13 protein-coding genes are annotated in these 16,059 nt (G+C 33.7%); 12 read left to right on the forward strand and 1 reads right to left on the reverse strand.

What is annotated here, in order from left to right; genetic code table 11:
- The first annotated feature begins 375 nt into the window (after window positions 1–375).
- From sdaAB to recG, 3 genes are read left to right on the forward strand one after another with little or no spacing between them, the layout of a single operon-like run.
- On the forward strand, window positions 376–1,041 hold the full coding sequence (gene sdaAB, locus ACA31_RS03525) for an L-serine ammonia-lyase, iron-sulfur-dependent subunit beta (RefSeq protein WP_057511996.1): 666 nt from the start codon (window positions 376–378) through the stop codon (window positions 1,039–1,041).
- A 13-nt stretch (window positions 1,042–1,054) separates the two neighbouring features.
- Window positions 1,055–1,924 (forward strand): L-serine ammonia-lyase, iron-sulfur-dependent, subunit alpha, encoded by an 870-nt coding sequence (gene sdaAA / locus ACA31_RS03530; protein ID WP_057511997.1) that lies wholly within the window; start codon window positions 1,055–1,057, stop codon window positions 1,922–1,924.
- A 2-nt stretch (window positions 1,925–1,926) separates the two neighbouring features.
- Complete coding sequence (recG, locus tag ACA31_RS03535; protein WP_057511998.1) at window positions 1,927–3,972, forward strand: ATP-dependent DNA helicase RecG; 2,046 nt, start codon at window positions 1,927–1,929, stop codon at window positions 3,970–3,972.
- A gap of 306 nt (window positions 3,973–4,278) precedes the next feature.
- On the opposite strand, the gene ACA31_RS03540 is transcribed toward recG, so the two are convergent.
- A complete protein-coding gene (locus ACA31_RS03540; protein WP_057511999.1) occupies window positions 4,279–5,838 on the reverse strand; it encodes a M4 family metallopeptidase in 1,560 nt (519 codons plus the stop codon).
- Window positions 5,839–6,177: 339 nt separating this feature from the next.
- Between ACA31_RS03540 and fapR the strand changes: the two genes are divergently transcribed.
- The 9 genes from fapR (at window position 6,178) to ACA31_RS03585 (ending at window position 16,050) form a co-directional block, all read left to right on the forward strand.
- Window positions 6,178–6,747 carry a transcription factor FapR gene (gene fapR / locus ACA31_RS03545; protein ID WP_057512000.1) on the forward strand — a complete coding sequence of 190 codons (570 nt, stop codon included), beginning with the start codon at window positions 6,178–6,180 and terminating at the stop codon, window positions 6,745–6,747.
- Window positions 6,740–7,726, forward strand: coding sequence for a phosphate acyltransferase PlsX (gene plsX / locus ACA31_RS03550; RefSeq protein WP_057512001.1), 987 nt, complete (start codon window positions 6,740–6,742; stop codon window positions 7,724–7,726). Before fapR ends, plsX begins: the two co-directional genes overlap by 8 nt.
- Window positions 7,719–8,645: an ACP S-malonyltransferase gene (fabD, locus tag ACA31_RS03555; protein ID WP_057512002.1), complete on the forward strand. Its 927-nt coding sequence runs from the start codon at window positions 7,719–7,721 to the stop codon at window positions 8,643–8,645. Before plsX ends, fabD begins: the two co-directional genes overlap by 8 nt.
- The gene (gene fabG / locus ACA31_RS03560; protein WP_057512003.1) at window positions 8,638–9,372 is read left to right on the forward strand and encodes a 3-oxoacyl-[acyl-carrier-protein] reductase; all 735 of its coding nucleotides are present in this window, start codon (window positions 8,638–8,640) and stop codon (window positions 9,370–9,372) included. The genes fabD and fabG overlap by 8 nt, the downstream gene beginning before the upstream one ends.
- A gap of 246 nt (window positions 9,373–9,618) precedes the next feature.
- A complete protein-coding gene (locus ACA31_RS03565) occupies window positions 9,619–9,852 on the forward strand; it encodes an acyl carrier protein (protein ID WP_002507883.1) in 234 nt (77 codons plus the stop codon).
- A gap of 233 nt (window positions 9,853–10,085) precedes the next feature.
- Window positions 10,086–10,796, forward strand: a complete 711-nt coding sequence (rnc, locus tag ACA31_RS03570; protein ID WP_441296192.1) for a ribonuclease III — start codon at window positions 10,086–10,088, stop codon at window positions 10,794–10,796.
- 151 nt (window positions 10,797–10,947) lie between these two features.
- Window positions 10,948–14,517, forward strand: a complete 3,570-nt coding sequence (smc, locus tag ACA31_RS03575) for a chromosome segregation protein SMC (RefSeq protein WP_057512005.1) — start codon at window positions 10,948–10,950, stop codon at window positions 14,515–14,517.
- Complete coding sequence (ftsY, locus tag ACA31_RS03580) at window positions 14,514–15,731, forward strand: signal recognition particle-docking protein FtsY (protein ID WP_057512006.1); 1,218 nt, start codon at window positions 14,514–14,516, stop codon at window positions 15,729–15,731. The genes smc and ftsY overlap by 4 nt, the downstream gene beginning before the upstream one ends.
- Window positions 15,718–16,050, forward strand: a complete 333-nt coding sequence (locus tag ACA31_RS03585; RefSeq protein ID WP_057512007.1) for a putative DNA-binding protein — start codon at window positions 15,718–15,720, stop codon at window positions 16,048–16,050. The genes ftsY and ACA31_RS03585 overlap by 14 nt, the downstream gene beginning before the upstream one ends.
- The last annotated feature ends 9 nt before the right edge of the window (window positions 16,051–16,059 follow it).

The raw sequence follows: 16,059 nt of genomic DNA on the forward strand, positions 1-16,059 counted from the left end.
TAGAACTATAGCTTAACTTTATATTTCATACGCGCTTGACTAGGGCACGGCCTTAGATATAGTATTCGACTCGTTGTGGATTATTCGCATCATGGCAGGTGTCTTATATGAAAAAAGAACATAAACTAAAAAATATAGAGTTAGTCTATTTATTATAAATCTTGTGACAGAAATTATTTGATTGTATGTATAATTAAATTAAAAGGAAATCTTTTTATTAAATTAAACCTTCTACAACAATATTATTCTTTTAAATAAGGACAATGCAACCAGTATTGGTTTATAATGTCTAGTTTAATTGTTATAATAAATTGCATGCATATAAATGTAAGCGCATTACATTAGAAGTATTAAAAATAAGAGTGGGGTATAATTATGAAATATAAAACAGTTTTCGATATTATAGGACCTACAATGGTGGGACCATCTTCATCTCATACTGCTGGTGCAGTGAGAATTGGATTAGTAGCAAAGGATTTATTTAATCAATTGCCAAAACAAGTTGATATCTATCTATACGGTTCTTTTATGGAAACATACAAAGGGCATGGTACAGATGTAGCGCTTGTTGGTGGTTTGCTAGGTTATGATACAGATGATGATCGTATACAAACAAGTTTAGAAACAGCTGAGCAAATGGGAATGAAAGTGAATTTTATAGAAATGGCTGAAGAAAGATCACATCCTAACACTGCCATTATTAATATGAGAGATGCTGATAAAGAAATTTCTGTTGAAGGCGTTTCTATAGGTGGCGGTAAAATTGAGGTAGTTGCTATTAATGGATTTAATATTGCGATAAGTGGTAATTATCCAGCTCTGCTTGTTTTTCACAAAGATACTTTTGGCACGATTGGTCGTATAGCAAATATTTTAGGCGATTCTAGTATCAATGTTGGCAGTATGCAAGTTTCTAGAAAAGAAAAGGGCGACCAAGCATTAATGACTTGTGAGTTAGATGAATCTGTAACAGATGAAATTATAGATAAAATTAAAAACGTCGAAGGTGTAGTGACAGTTTCACTCATGGGCGACGCCTAATGGAGGGTAATGCATGTTTAAAAGTGTGAAAGAACTAGTAGAAAAATGTGAAACAGAAAATAAAAAAATTCATGAAATCATGCTAGAGCAAGAAATGGAAGTAACTGGCTTGTCCGAAGCTGATATTTATGCCGGTATGGATAAAAATTTACAAACGATGGAAAATGCACTTGATGAAGGTTTAGAAGGCGTCACTTCAACTACTGGATTAACCGGTGGAGATGCTGTGTTAATCAAAAATTATTTGAAGACAGGTAAATCATTAGCTGGACCAACTTTATTAGATGCAGTGAGTAAAGCAGTTGCGACAAACGAAGTCAACGCAGCAATGGGGAAAATTTGTGCAACACCTACTGCTGGATCTGCGGGTGTCGTACCAGGCGTATTATTTGGACTCAAACCGCGCCTTGAACCTACAAGAAAAGATATGTTGAACTTCTTGCTTACCTCTGGGGCATTTGGTTTTGTAGTTGCAAACAATGCATCAATTTCAGGTGCAGCAGGCGGTTGTCAGGCAGAGGTAGGTTCTGCTGCAGCCATGGCAGCAGGTGCAACCGTTGAACTTGCTGGCGGAACGCCACAACAATCGGCTGAAGCTTTTGCAATTTGTTTGAAAAATATGCTAGGTTTAGTATGTGACCCAGTAGCTGGCTTGGTTGAAGTGCCTTGTGTGAAGAGAAATGCTGCAGGTGCATCAAACGCAATCGTCTCTGCTGATATGGCTTTAGCAGGTGTAACTTCAAGAATTCCTACAGATGAAGTGATAGAAGCAATGTACAAGATTGGCCAAACGATGCCATCAGCATTGCGTGAAACTGGTCGTGGAGGTTTAGCTGGTACACCTACAGGTCAGCGTCTAAAACAAGAAATATTTGGTGATTAAAAATGTCAAAAGTCAATTTAATAGATAGTCCCTTTCCTTTATCTCAGATAAAAGGATTGGGCCCGAAAAGGTTATCCGTATTAAATGAATTAAATATCCATACTGTAGAGGATTTAATTTTATATTTACCAACTCGTTACGAAGATAATACAGTAATTGACTTGAATACGGCCGAAGATCAAGCAACAGTGACAGTGGTAGGAGAAGTATATTCGACACCTGCTGTCGCTTTTTTTGGTCGTAATAAATCTAAGTTAACCGTACATATCATGGTCAATAATATTGCTGTAAAATGCACTTTTTTCAATCAACCGTATTTAAAAAAGAAAATTGAATTGCATGGTACAGTTACGGTAAAAGGTAAATGGAATAGAAGTAAGCAAGAAATAAATGGCAGTAGAATGTTTTTCAATCAACAAGAGACTCAAAATTCACAGTTTGAGCCTGTTTATCGAGTTAAAGAAGGCATTAAACAAAAACCATTGAGGGATATGATTCGACAATCGTTGGGAGAAGTCACGATACATGAATGGCTCTCTGATGAATTGAGACAAAAATATAAATTAGAGTCATTAGAGGATACGATTAAAGCGTTGCATTTTGCCACAGACAAAGCATCTTTGATTAAAGCACGTAGAACATATGCTTTCACAGAATTATTTATGTTTGAATTACGAATGCAATGGTTAAACCGCTTAGAAAAAACTTCAGATGAAGCGATTGAAGTAGATTATGATATCAATTTAGTGAAATATTTCATTGACAGTCTTCCATTTGAACTAACTGACGCGCAAAAACATAGTGTTAATGAAATATTCAGAGACTTGAAAGCACCATTAAGGATGCATCGTCTCTTACAAGGGGACGTGGGTTCAGGTAAAACTGTCGTGGCAGCAATCTGTATGTATGCACTAAAAACCGCGGGGTTTCAATCAGCGTTGATGGTCCCTACTGAAATATTAGCGGAACAACATGCAGAAAGTTTAGTCGAAATATTTGATGACAGAATGAATGTTGCGTTACTTACAGGTTCAGTGAAAGGTAAAAAAAGAAAGCTGTTGTTAGAACAATTACAAAACAATGAAATTGATTGTATTATCGGCACCCATGCCTTAATACAAGATGACGTTGTATTTAATAATGTAGGTCTAGTGATTACAGATGAACAACATCGTTTTGGTGTGAATCAACGTCAATTGTTGAGAGAAAAGGGTGCGATGACTAACGTCCTTTTCATGACAGCTACGCCTATTCCACGAACATTAGCTATATCAGTTTTTGGTGAAATGGATGTGTCATCTATTAAACAATTACCAAAAGGTAGAAAGCCGATTATTACTTCATGGTCTAAGCATGAATCCTATGAAAGTGTGCTCAGTCAAATGACCTCAGAATTAAAAAAAGGTAGGCAGGCATATGTAATTTGTCCTCTAATTGAAAGTTCTGAGCATTTAGAAGATGTACAGAACGTCGTTGAGTTATATGAATCGCTACAAATATATTATGGTACTGAAAAAGTAGGATTGCTACATGGTAAGTTGCATTCAGAAGAAAAAGATAGGGTAATGCAGCAATTTAGTAATCATGAAATAGATGTTTTAGTATCTACAACTGTTGTAGAAGTAGGTGTTAACGTCCCTAATGCAACGTTCATGATGATTTATGATGCTGATCGCTTTGGTTTATCTACATTACACCAGCTAAGAGGACGTGTAGGTAGAAGTGAACAACAAAGTTATTGTGTACTTATTGCATCACCGAAAACAGAAACAGGTATTGAGCGAATGAATATTATGACCCAAACAACAGATGGTTTTGAATTAAGCGAACGTGATTTGGAGATGCGAGGACCTGGTGATTTCTTTGGTGTGAAACAAAGTGGTTTGCCTGATTTCTTAGTAGCAAATGTCGTTGAAGATTATAAAATGCTAGAAGTGGCGAGAGATGAAGCGGCTGAATTAATTCAATCCGGTGTCTTTTTTGAGGCACAATATCAAATGTTGAGAACATTTGTCGAAGAAAACTTATTATATATGAGTTTTGATTAATAAAGAAAGCATAAAAAAACAAACCAAGTGCTATTAAAGCACTTGGTTTGTTTTTTTATGTTTGGGTTAATGTTTATTAATTATTTACATTACTCATTACTTATAAATGTGTTCCAATAATAAATATTGATGAATAATTTTTTATTTTAAAATTTCAGTAGTTTGGGATGACTCCATATGGGGAACACTAGACGAAAACTACAGGAGGAGTTTTATGACCACGGAAAACCTGCACAAAAAAATGCCAACAAAGTTTATGACTTTGTTGGCACTCTAAAACGAGAATGTGTAATGTTTGTTGATTATTTAATTAACGCCAACGTCAGTCCAAGCTTTTTCAATTGCTTTAGATGTTTCGCTATTCGTACCATAAAGGTAGTTAGAAGCTTCTTTCAATGATGCTTTTGCATCAGAAAATTGAGCATTTGGTGTTAAATATTGTGTGAGTGCTAAATAATAAATTTTTTCAGCTTTTTCTTGGCCAATTGCATTAATTGTTAGATAGGCAGCTTTGTTAGGAATGCCACTATTGGTATGAACACCACCGCTATCTTGGCTGCCTTGCACATATTGATTCATATGTGCAGGTTGGTTATACTGTTCTGGATTTTTTAAACTTCTTAGTGCATCGCCATCTTTATTCGGCGTATATACATCTTCACCCATTAACCAATCGTCTGGATCAACAAAATAACCAAAAACGTCAGAGAAAGATTCGTTTAATGCACCTGATTGATAACTATACTCTAAACCTGCAGTGCGTTCTGTTACTGCATGTGTGAGCTCATGTGCAACAATATCATTCGCACCTGACAATGCTTTAAATGTCTTGCCGTCCCCGTCCCCATAAATCATATATTGACCGGTCCAGGCGGCGTTATTAAAGTTTTTGTCATAATGAACGACCGAATCAATGTCACCGCCCTTATTATCATAACTGTTTCTATCATGCTTATTGAGGAAGTAGTTATAAACTTCTTTTGCGTAATAATGGGCATCTACACCAGCACGTTGCTCTTTTTTATTGAAATTAGTGCTGTCATTTGTAATAGGTGAAGAAGCATTTGTTGTCTCATTTGCAGTTTTAGTTTCTATGACTGCATCTTGATCAGTATCGAGTAATGAATATGTATCATTTGCTTTTGTAACGCCTAAAGGTTGTTTTTCGTCACCATTAACGCCTGTACCTTTACCTTCAGTTGTTGCATTTTTAATAACGTTTTGTTTTTTTAATACTTCACCGGTAGTAGCGTCAACTTGGATTTTCCAATGTGCTGCTTTAGGTGAAATATAATTAAGTTCAACATCATAAACAAGTCTTTGTTTATCACTATTTATATCAATCTTGTTTTTACTGACTACAGGATAGCTTTTTATATTTTTTACATCAGACTTTGCTTTACCTATAGCTTCAAAAGCTTTGCTTTCAGCGTTAGCAGAAGATAATTTAACCTCATTCTCTACCTTTACGTATGGTTTATCTACATTACCATTAATTAATGTTACTTTACCGTTTTTATTGACATGTACTTTAATCGTAGTGCTATCTGCTGTAATGTCGTTTACTTTAAGTTTTAATACGTAATGCGTGACACCAGTTTTATCTTGCTGCTTATCTATTACATTATATTGCTTGAAAGCTTCTTTATTTATAGTTTCTTGCTTAGTCTTGGATGATTGATTAACAAGAGATTGTGCATTATTTTGTAAAAATTGTTCTACATCTGAATCATTATTAATCGCAGAGATATTTGATGATTCTAGACTTTCAGGTTTAATACTATTACTTTCTTGTGCATTAGCATAGCTTGTAGTGATGACTAATAATGAACATGATAGTAATGTAGTTGATAATATTTTTTTCATTAAATCCTCCTAAATAAAGTGTCCAAATTAATGGGATAATTTTTAAAAATAAATATAATGTATCTTTAAAACATCTTAAATTATACATTTTTATTTTATTTAATTCAATATATTAATAAATATTTATACGAAATTATTAGCGTTTGTATTGATTTTTAAAACCAAACCCGATGGAAACGGTTTGAATGGTTTAAAATTTCTTGAATTGGTTATCTGATGTGAAAAACATCTAGGCAAGTATGTTTTTTGTTGAGCTTATGAAATAGAAAGTGTTATGATGTGTTAGGAATGTTTAAGACTTGGTGCTAAAAATTAGGTGGTTTAGGTGGTTAGAATAAGATGAAATTAAAAAAACAAGAGCGACGCGAAGCAATTAAAAAAGAAATAGAAAAAAACCCCTTTATTACAGATCTAGATTTGAGCATACTTTTTTCAGTGAGTATTCAAACCATTAGATTAGATCGTACATACTTAAATATTCCAGAACTAAGAAAACGAATCAAATCCGTAGCAAGAAAAAATTATGAAAATATTCGATCCATTGATGGTAGTGAAATCATAGGCGATGTAATAAATGTTCAGCCTGATCAACTCGCAACTTCAATTATAGATATTGATGAAGATTCTGTATTTACTAGAAATAAAATTGCCAGAGGGCATGTACTTTTTGCACAAGCGAATTCTCTATGTGTAGCACTTATACATAAACCTGTTGTATTAACTCAGGAAAGTAATGTAGCATTTTTAAAAACAGTGAAATTAAATGATACAGTACGTGCTGATGCACAAGCGATTGAAATTACAAGTAAATACTATATGATAAAAGTAAATTCGTATGTGAAAGATACTTTGGTATTTAGAGGCACATTTAAAATGTATTATACAAGTGAGGATGAACAAGATGGTTAAAATAGCGATTGATATGATGGGTGGAGACGATGCACCTGAAATCGTTTTAGAAGCTGTTGAAAAAGCTGTGAATGATTTTAATGATTTAGAAATAATTTTATTTGGTGATCAAACTAAATGCTCACTCAAACATGGTCGTGTAGAAGTACGGCATTGTACAGAAGAAATTACGATGGACGATGAACCAGTTAGAGCGATTAAACGTAAAAAAGATAGCTCTATGGCTCGTATGGCTGAAGCAGTTAATGCTGGTGAAGCAGATGGATGTGTATCTGCGGGTAATACAGGTGCATTGATGTCTGCTGGTTTGTTTATAGTAGGACGTATTAAAGGTGTTGAACGTCCAGCACTTGTCCTCACTTTGCCAACGATTTCTGGAAAAGGATTTGTGTTTATGGACGTAGGTGCCAATGCAGATGCTAAACCGGAACACTTATTACAATTTGCACAATTAGGTAATGTTTACGCCCAAAAAATCAGGGGTGTTGAACAGCCTTCAGTAGGTTTATTGAATATTGGTACAGAGGCAGCTAAAGGAAACACATTAACTAAAAAAGCATTTAGTTTGATGGACGAACAAGATATCTTCAATTTTACAGGAAATGTAGAAGCAAAAGAATTAATGGACGACGTAGCTGATGTTGTGGTTACAGACGGCTATACTGGTAATATGATTCTTAAAAATTTAGAAGGTGTTGCAAAAGCAATGGGTAAAATGCTTAAAACAACGCTACTAAGTAGTATTAAGAACAAAATTGCCGCACTTGTATTGCGTAAAGATCTAAATGGGATGCTGTCAAAAATGGATTATGCAGAATATGGTGGCTCAGTATTACTAGGATTGAATGGCATTGTAGTTAAAGCACATGGTAGTTCTAGTGCAAAAGCTTTTTATTCAGCAATCCGTCAAGCTAAGATAGCTGGAGAACAAAATATTGTGGAAACTATGAGAGAAACGGTGGGTAAAGTAAATGAGTAAAACTGCGATTATCTTCCCAGGCCAAGGATCACAAAAAGTCGGGATGGCAAATGATTTATTTAATCAAAATGACGCTGCAACAACGATACTTAATCAAGCGCAAGCACAAATGGATTTTGATATTTTAGAAACAATGTTTTCAGATGAAGAAAATAAATTAGGTCAAACAGAAAATACACAGCCTGCTTTGCTAACACATAGCTCAGCTTTATTACAAGCGCTCAATAATTTAAATGCTGATTATACTATGGGCCATAGTTTAGGTGAATATGTGAGTCTTGTGGCGAGTGGTGTGTTGAAATTTGACGATGCAGTTCAAATTGTTCGTAAACGTGGACAATTGATGGCAGCCGCTTTTCCTGACGGGGTTGGAAGTATGGCAGCGGTGTTAGGTTTGAATTTTTATGACGTTAATGCAATATGTCAAAAACTTTCAACAGATGAAGAAATTATTGAACCAGCAAATGTTAATTCACCTGGTCAAATCGTTGTCTCTGGGCATAAAACATTAATAGATAAATTAGTGGCAGAAGGCAAATCATTAGGCGCAAAACGCGTTCTACCACTTGCTGTGTCTGGACCGTTTCATTCATCTATGATGCAGGTAATCAAAGACGATTTTGCTGAGTATATTGAACAATTTGACTGGAATGATGCACAATTTCCTGTGGTTCAAAATGTGCATGCAAAAGGTGAAACTGATGCAAATGTAATTAAGGATAATATGATTAAACAATTATATTCACCAGTACAATTCATTGATTCAACACAGTGGTTAATTGATCAAGGTGTAGATCATTTTATTGAAATTGGTCCTGGTAAAGTACTTTCAGGTTTAATTAAAAAGATAAATAGAGATGTAAAAATAACTTCAATTCAAACATTAGAAGATATGAAAGCGTGGAATGAAAATGACTAAAAGTGCATTAGTAACGGGTGCTTCGAGAGGCATTGGCCGTAGCATAGCAATACAATTGGCAGAAGAAGGATACAACGTTGCTGTAAATTTTTCGGGAAATAAAGAAAAAGCGGATGCTGTTGTAGAAGAAATTAAAGCGATAGGCGTTGAAAGCTTTGCCATTCAAGCAAATGTTGCAAATGGTGATGAAGTAAAAGCAATGATAAAAACAGTTGTTAGTGAATTTGGATCTGTTGATGTTCTTGTTAACAACGCAGGTATCACACGTGATAACTTGCTTATGCGCATGAAAGAGCAAGAATGGGATGACGTAATTGATACTAACTTAAAAGGTGTTTTCAACTGTATCCAAAAAGTAACACCACAAATGTTAAGACAAAAGAGTGGCGCAATCATTAATTTATCAAGTGTTGTTGGTGCTATGGGCAACCCAGGCCAAGCAAACTATGTTGCAACTAAAGCTGGTGTAATTGGTTTGACTAAATCAGCAGCACGTGAATTAGCTTCAAGAAACATCACAGTAAACGCTGTTGCACCAGGTTTTATTGTTTCTGATATGACTGATGCTTTAAGTGATGAACTTAAAGCAAAAATGTTAGAACAAATCCCATTAGCTAAATTTGGTAAGGATCAAGATATTTCTCATACTGTAGCATTTTTAGCTTCGGACAAAGCGAAATATATTACTGGTCAAACAATACATGTCAATGGTGGTATGTACATGTAAGTAAGTGATACACAAGATGACAATTTTTTTATAAAACTTCTGATTTCATATAGAAGGTTATGATAAGCTATAAAGTATAGATTTGGAATGATTGTGTCACAACTTCATTACTCCACAAAATTGTATAGATTTCATTAATATAATGTGTATCTAGTATAATCAATTGAAATACTACTTGTATTTCAATTGATAAAGTGGGAAAATATATGAGTCTGTAATTAGATTTTTTAAAGGAGGTGAATCGACGTGGAAAACTTCGACAAAGTAAAAGATATTATCGTTGACCGTTTAGGTGTTGACGCTGAAAAAGTAACTAAAGAGGCATCTTTCAAAGATGATTTAGGCGCTGACTCACTTGATATTGCTGAATTAGTTATGGAATTAGAAGACGAATTTGGTACTGAAATTCCTGATGAAGAAGCTGAAAAAATCAACACTGTTGGTGACGCAGTAAACTTTATCAATAGTATTGAAAAATAATAAACAAAAATCTGAGTCGTTAAGATGACGGCTCAGATTTTTTATGGTTTTAAACAAATTTTATATTATAAGATAAAAGTGTTATATCGAATTTTGTTAAATATGTACTTGGTGAATACGGTAGACAGTTTTTTCTTTAGTTTTATTGTATTTTCACGTAAAATATAAGGATATCAGTACTTTAGCATTATATTTGAGGAGGAAATAGATTGACCAATTATAAAAAAATAGAAATGGTTAAAGCATTTGAAAAAAAGTTTGCGCAGAAGATGCAAGAATTAGACTTGAATTTTAAGCAAATAGAATTATATCAGCAAGCATTTTCGCATTCGAGTTTTATAAATGATTTTAATATGAATCGTTTAGAGCATAATGAACGATTAGAATTTTTAGGAGATGCGGTATTAGAATTGACGGTTTCACGTTATTTATTTGATAAATATCCAGAATTGCCTGAGGGTAATTTAACAAAAATGCGTGCAACAATTGTTTGTGAGCCTTCACTTGTAATATTTGCGAAAAAAATTCATATCAATGAGCTTATCTTGTTAGGTAAAGGTGAAGAGAAAACAGGTGGCAGAACCCGTCCTTCACTTGTATCAGATGCATTTGAAGCATTTGTAGGTGCATTATATCTAGACCAAGGCTTAGAATCTGTATGGAAATTTGCTGAACAAATCATTTTTCCATATGTCGAAGATGAAGAACTTGATGGCGTTGTTGACTTTAAAACCCAATTCCAAGAATTTGTACATAGACAAAATAAAGGTGATGTTACTTATCGTTTAATCAATGAAGAAGGCCCAGCCCATCACCGTCTATTTACTTCTGAAGTGATATTAGAAGATGCTGCAGTAGCAGAAGGTAAAGGAAAGACTAAAAAAGAATCTGAACAAAAAGCAGCAGAAAGTGCATATAAATCAATGAAAAATAATGCTCAATAACTTTGTTATAAAGTAATGTGATACGAAGTGAATCATATATTGTTAAAACCTTCGCAATAGCAATGTAGTTAATTTAGAAATATATTAACCTCCAGGTTAATGCATATTTCTAAACTGTAAAACAGCAAGGAACACTTTAAAGGAGAATAGCATGGTATATTTGAAATCTATAGATGCCTTTGGTTTTAAATCGTTTGCGGAACACACAAATGTACAATTTGATGAAGGTGTAACAGCAATTGTAGGACCTAATGGTAGTGGGAAAAGTAACATAACAGATGCAATAAAATGGGTGTTAGGTGAACAATCTGCTAAGTCACTACGTGGTGCTAAAATGGAAGATATCATTTTTTCAGGTGCAGAGCATCGAAAAGCTCAAAATTATGCAGAAGTTAAATTAAAATTAGATAATAGCTCGGGCAAGTTACAATTAGACGCAACAGAAGTCGTTGTAACACGCCGATTATATCGAAGTGGTGAAAGCGAGTATTATCTAAATAACGACCGTGCAAGGTTAAAAGATATTATTGATTTGTTTCTAGACTCAGGTTTAGGAAAAGAAGCGTTTAGTATTATTTCACAAGGACGCGTAGATGAAATACTAAATGCTAAACCAGTGGATAGAAGACAGATATTAGAAGAATCTGCAGGAGTTTTAAAATATAAAAAACGCAAAGCCGCTTCTGTACAAAAACTCGATCAAACAGAAGATAACCTTTCAAGAATACAAGATATTCTATATGATTTGGAAGGTCGGGTTGAACCACTAAGGGAAGAAGCAGCTATTGCTAAAGAATATAAACACCTTTCCAAAGAAATGGAAAGAAGTGATGTTCTTGTAACTGTGCATGATATTGGACAATATAGTAAAAACATTTATGAACTTGATGATAATTTAAATAATTTAAAAAGTCATCAAGCCACAAAAGATGCAGAAAAAGTACAACATACACAAGCATTAAATAAATATAAATCAGAAAGACAACAACTTGACGCGCGTATCGAAACATTAAACTTCCAACTTGTCAAAGCAACAGAAGAAGTTGAGAAGTATGCAGGACAACTTAACGTGTTAGAAGAACGTAAGAAAAACCAATCACAAACAAACGCACGTTTTGAAGAAGAACAAGAAAGCCTTAAAATACAGACAGAAACTTTAAGAAAAGAAAAAATAGATGCACAAAGTCAAATAGAAAAGTTGAAAACTCAACAAAAAGAGTTAAATGAAAAAATTCAATACTTTGAATCACAATTCTATGTCAATGATGAACAACATGACGAAAAATTAGAAACAATCAAAGATGAATATTATCAACTTATGTCTGAACAATCTGATGTAAATAATGACATTCGATTTTTAGAACATACCATTCAGGAAAATGAAACGAAGCAATCGCGTTTAGATACTAGATTACTTGAAGCTTTTGAACAATTGAAGAAAATTCAAAGTGACATCAATGAAGCTGAAAAACAAACCGCGACAGCTCAAAAAGAATTAAAAAATGCTGAGCAACAGCTGAATAATTATGAAAAGAAATTAGCACAGCTTAAACAGCAACAATCTGATTACGAAGAAAAATTACATCAAGCGTATCGATTTAACGATAAACTGAAATCACGTATTGATAGTTTAGCTACACAGCAAGAAGAATATAGTTATTTCTTTAATGGTGTAAAACATATCTTAAAGGCTAAAAACAATAAACTTTCAGGTATTCGCGGCGCTGTTGCTGAAGTAATCCAAGTGCCATCTGACCTAACTAAAGCAATTGAAACTGCACTTGGTGCGTCACTACAACATGTGATTGTTGATTCAGAAAAAGATGGTAGACAGGCAATTCAATATTTAAAACAAAATGGTTTGGGTAGAGCGACATTTTTACCGCTTAATGTGATTCAACCACGCCAAATTGGTAATGAAATTATGAAAACTGCACAAAATAGTGAGGGTTTTATTAATATTGCTGCACAAGCTATTGAAGTAGAATCAGATTATCAAAATGTGGTTCAAAATTTACTTGGAAATACAATAATCGTAGATGAATTGAAAAATGCTAATGAATTAGCACGTAAAATTCGTTATCGTACTCGTATTGTGACTTTAGAAGGCGATATTGTTAATCCTGGTGGTTCAATGACAGGTGGCGGAGACCGTAAATCTAAAAGTATTTTAGCTCAAAAAGATGAACTGTCAACGATGCGAGCCCAACTTGAAGATTATCAACAGCAAACAGTAGCATTTGAAAAACAATTTCAAAATATTAAAAATGAGTCAGATCAACTGAGCGAAAAATATTTTGAAACAAGTCAACATTATAATGCTATTAAACAAAGTGCTCATAATTATGAATTAGAATTAGACAGATTACGTAAAAGCGAAGCGCATTTAAAAGACGAACACGAAGAATTTGAATTTGAAAAAAATGATGGTTACCAAAGCGAAACAAGTAAACAAACGCTTGATGATAAAAAACAAAGATTATCTAAAATCAAAACACAACTACAAAAATTAGAAGATGACATCAATCTTTATACAAAACTTTCTAAAGAAGGTAAAGAAAGTACAACACAAATTCAGCAACAATTACATCAAAAGCAATCTGATTTGGCAGTGGTAAAAGAACGTCTAAATACTCAGAAACAAACTGAATCAAAAATTACAAAACAACTTAATGATGTTACTGTGCAACATCAAAAATTAGAAGCACAAATTAAACTCTTTAATTCAGATGAAATAACAGGCGAAAAAGCATTTGAAACGATTCAATATAACATGGAACAAAGTAAAGTCGAGAAAGTAAAACTATCTCAAAACATAGAGGACGTTAAATCGCGTAGAATAGAATTGAATGATACAATTGAAATAACAGATCAAAAACTTCAAGAAGCAAATCAAGATATTCTTTCTATAGAAAATCGCTATCAAGATATCAAATCCGAGCAGTCCCGCTTAGATGTATTAATTAATTATGCGATTGACCATTTGAGCGAAGATTATCATTTAACTTATGAACGTGCGAGTGAATTATATGATTTAGATGAAGATATAGACGTTTTACGTAAAAAAGTAAAATTAACTAAAATGTCTATTGAAGAATTAGGATCAGTTAATTTAAATGCGATTGAACAATTTGAAGAAATTAATACGCGTTTTACATTTTTAGATGAACAACGTGCTGATTTAAGAGCAGCGAAAACAACTTTAGAACAACTTATTGAAGAAATGGATCAAGAAGTGAAAGACCGTTTTAAAGAAACATTCCATGCCGTTCAAGGACATTTTTCAGATGTGTTTAAATCATTGTTTGGTGGAGGACAAGCAGAACTCCGATTAACAGATGATGACTATCTATCTGCAGGGGTAGATATTATTGTTCAACCACCTGGTAAGAAGTTACAACATTTGTCGCTACTTAGTGGTGGAGAACGTGCCTTGAGTGCCATAGCATTACTATTTGCGATTTTAAAAGTTCGCTCAGCGCCATTTGTTATCTTAGATGAGGTTGAAGCGGCACTAGATGAAGCAAACGTGATACGTTATGCAAAATATTTAAAAAATCTATCAGATCAAACTCAATTTATTGTGATTACACACCGTAAAGGTACAATGGAATTCTCAGATCGCTTATATGGTGTAACAATGCAAGAATCTGGAGTTTCCAAATTAGTAAGTGTTAATTTAAATACGATTGATGAAGTGATTAAGGAGGAACAAACATGAGCTTTTTCAAACGATTAAAAGATAAATTTTCAGCACCTTCAGAAGAACAAAAGCAACAACTTGAAGACTCAGAACAACAAGGTGAAGTATCACAAGATACAGAAACCGAAAATCAAGATAAACCAGCGAAAAAAGTTAAAAAGTTAAAAGAAGCTGACTTTGATGATGATGGATTAATCTCTATTGAAGATTTTGAAGATATAGAAGCGCAACAACTCGGTGCCAAATTTAGAGCTGGTTTAGAAAAATCGCGTGAGAATTTCCAAGCACAACTTAATAATTTAATCGCACGTTATCGTAAAGTAGATGAAGAGTTCTTCGAAGCGCTAGAAGAAATGTTAATTACTGCAGATGTTGGATTTAATACTGTGATGCAACTTGTAGAAGAGTTACGTGAAGAAGCACAACGTCGTAATATTACTGAAACAGAGGATTTACGTGAAGTTATCGTTGAGAAAATTGTTGAAATCTATCACCAAGATGATGATAACTCAGAAGTGATGAATATAGAAAATGATGGATTAAATGTAATCCTTATGGTCGGAGTGAACGGTGTTGGTAAGACAACAACAATTGGTAAATTAGCGCATCGTTACCAAGCTGAAGGCAAAAAAGTAATGCTTGCTGCTGGTGATACATTTAGAGCCGGTGCGATTGAACAACTTAAAGTATGGGGCGAACGCGTTGGTGTTGAAGTGTTGAGCCAAAGAGAAGGTTCTGACCCAGCTGCCGTGATGTATGATGCGATTAATGCAGCTAAAAGTAAAAACGTAGATATTTTAATATGTGATACCGCTGGTCGTTTACAAAATAAATCTAATTTAATGAATGAATTAGAAAAAGTTAAACGAGTTATTGGACGTGCTGTACCAGAAGCACCTCACGAAGTTTTACTTTGTCTTGATGCAACAACAGGTCAAAATGCGTTGTCACAAGCTAAATCATTTAAAGAGGTTACAAACGTTACAGGTATTGTTTTAACAAAATTAGATGGTACTGCTAAAGGTGGTATCGTATTAGCAATTCGTAATGAACTTCATATTCCAGTTAAATACGTAGGTTTAGGTGAAAAATTAGATGATCTACAACCATTCAATCCTGAAAGCTACGTATATGGATTATTCGCTGATATGATTGAGCAAAACGTAGAAGAAGCACCTGAGTTAAATCAGAATGAAGCAGAAATTGAAGGTAATACAGATGAGTCAAAATGATTTAATTAAAACAATACGTATGAATTATCTATTTGACTTTTACCAATCATTATTAACACATAAACAAAGAAATTATTTAGAATTATTTTATTTACAAGATTATTCTTTAAGTGAGATTGCTGATACATTTGATGTGAGTCGCCAAGCAGTGTATGATAATATAAGAAGAACTGGCGATTTAGTGGAAGATTATGAAGAAAAATTAGGTTTATACCGAAATTTTGAGCAAAGACAAAAATTATATAAACATATAAAACAGCATATAAATGATCCAGAAAAAATAAAACAATACATTCAAGCACTTGAAGATTTAGAATAAAAGTATATA

Origin of the sequence: Staphylococcus sp. NAM3COL9 (assembly GCF_001431205.1) — a bacterium.
Lineage (GTDB): Bacteria > Bacillota > Bacilli > Staphylococcales > Staphylococcaceae > Staphylococcus.

Excerpts from the sequence above, each read along its gene's own strand:
- sdaAB (WP_057511996.1), top strand. The coding sequence starts at position 376 with ATGAAATATAAAACAGTTTTCGATATTATAGGACCTACAATGGTGGGA.
- sdaAA (WP_057511997.1), top strand. The coding sequence starts at position 1,055 with ATGTTTAAAAGTGTGAAAGAACTAGTAGAAAAATGTGAAACAGAAAAT.
- recG (WP_057511998.1), top strand. The coding sequence starts at position 1,927 with ATGTCAAAAGTCAATTTAATAGATAGTCCCTTTCCTTTATCTCAGATA.
- ACA31_RS03540 (WP_057511999.1), bottom strand. The coding sequence starts at position 5,838 with ATGAAAAAAATATTATCAACTACATTACTATCATGTTCATTATTAGTC.
- fapR (WP_057512000.1), top strand. The coding sequence starts at position 6,178 with ATGAAATTAAAAAAACAAGAGCGACGCGAAGCAATTAAAAAAGAAATA.
- plsX (WP_057512001.1), top strand. The coding sequence starts at position 6,740 with ATGGTTAAAATAGCGATTGATATGATGGGTGGAGACGATGCACCTGAA.
- fabD (WP_057512002.1), top strand. The coding sequence starts at position 7,719 with ATGAGTAAAACTGCGATTATCTTCCCAGGCCAAGGATCACAAAAAGTC.
- fabG (WP_057512003.1), top strand. The coding sequence starts at position 8,638 with ATGACTAAAAGTGCATTAGTAACGGGTGCTTCGAGAGGCATTGGCCGT.
- rnc (WP_441296192.1), top strand. The coding sequence starts at position 10,086 with ATGGTTAAAGCATTTGAAAAAAAGTTTGCGCAGAAGATGCAAGAATTA.
- smc (WP_057512005.1), top strand. The coding sequence starts at position 10,948 with ATGGTATATTTGAAATCTATAGATGCCTTTGGTTTTAAATCGTTTGCG.
- ftsY (WP_057512006.1), top strand. The coding sequence starts at position 14,514 with ATGAGCTTTTTCAAACGATTAAAAGATAAATTTTCAGCACCTTCAGAA.
- ACA31_RS03585 (WP_057512007.1), top strand. The coding sequence starts at position 15,718 with ATGAGTCAAAATGATTTAATTAAAACAATACGTATGAATTATCTATTT.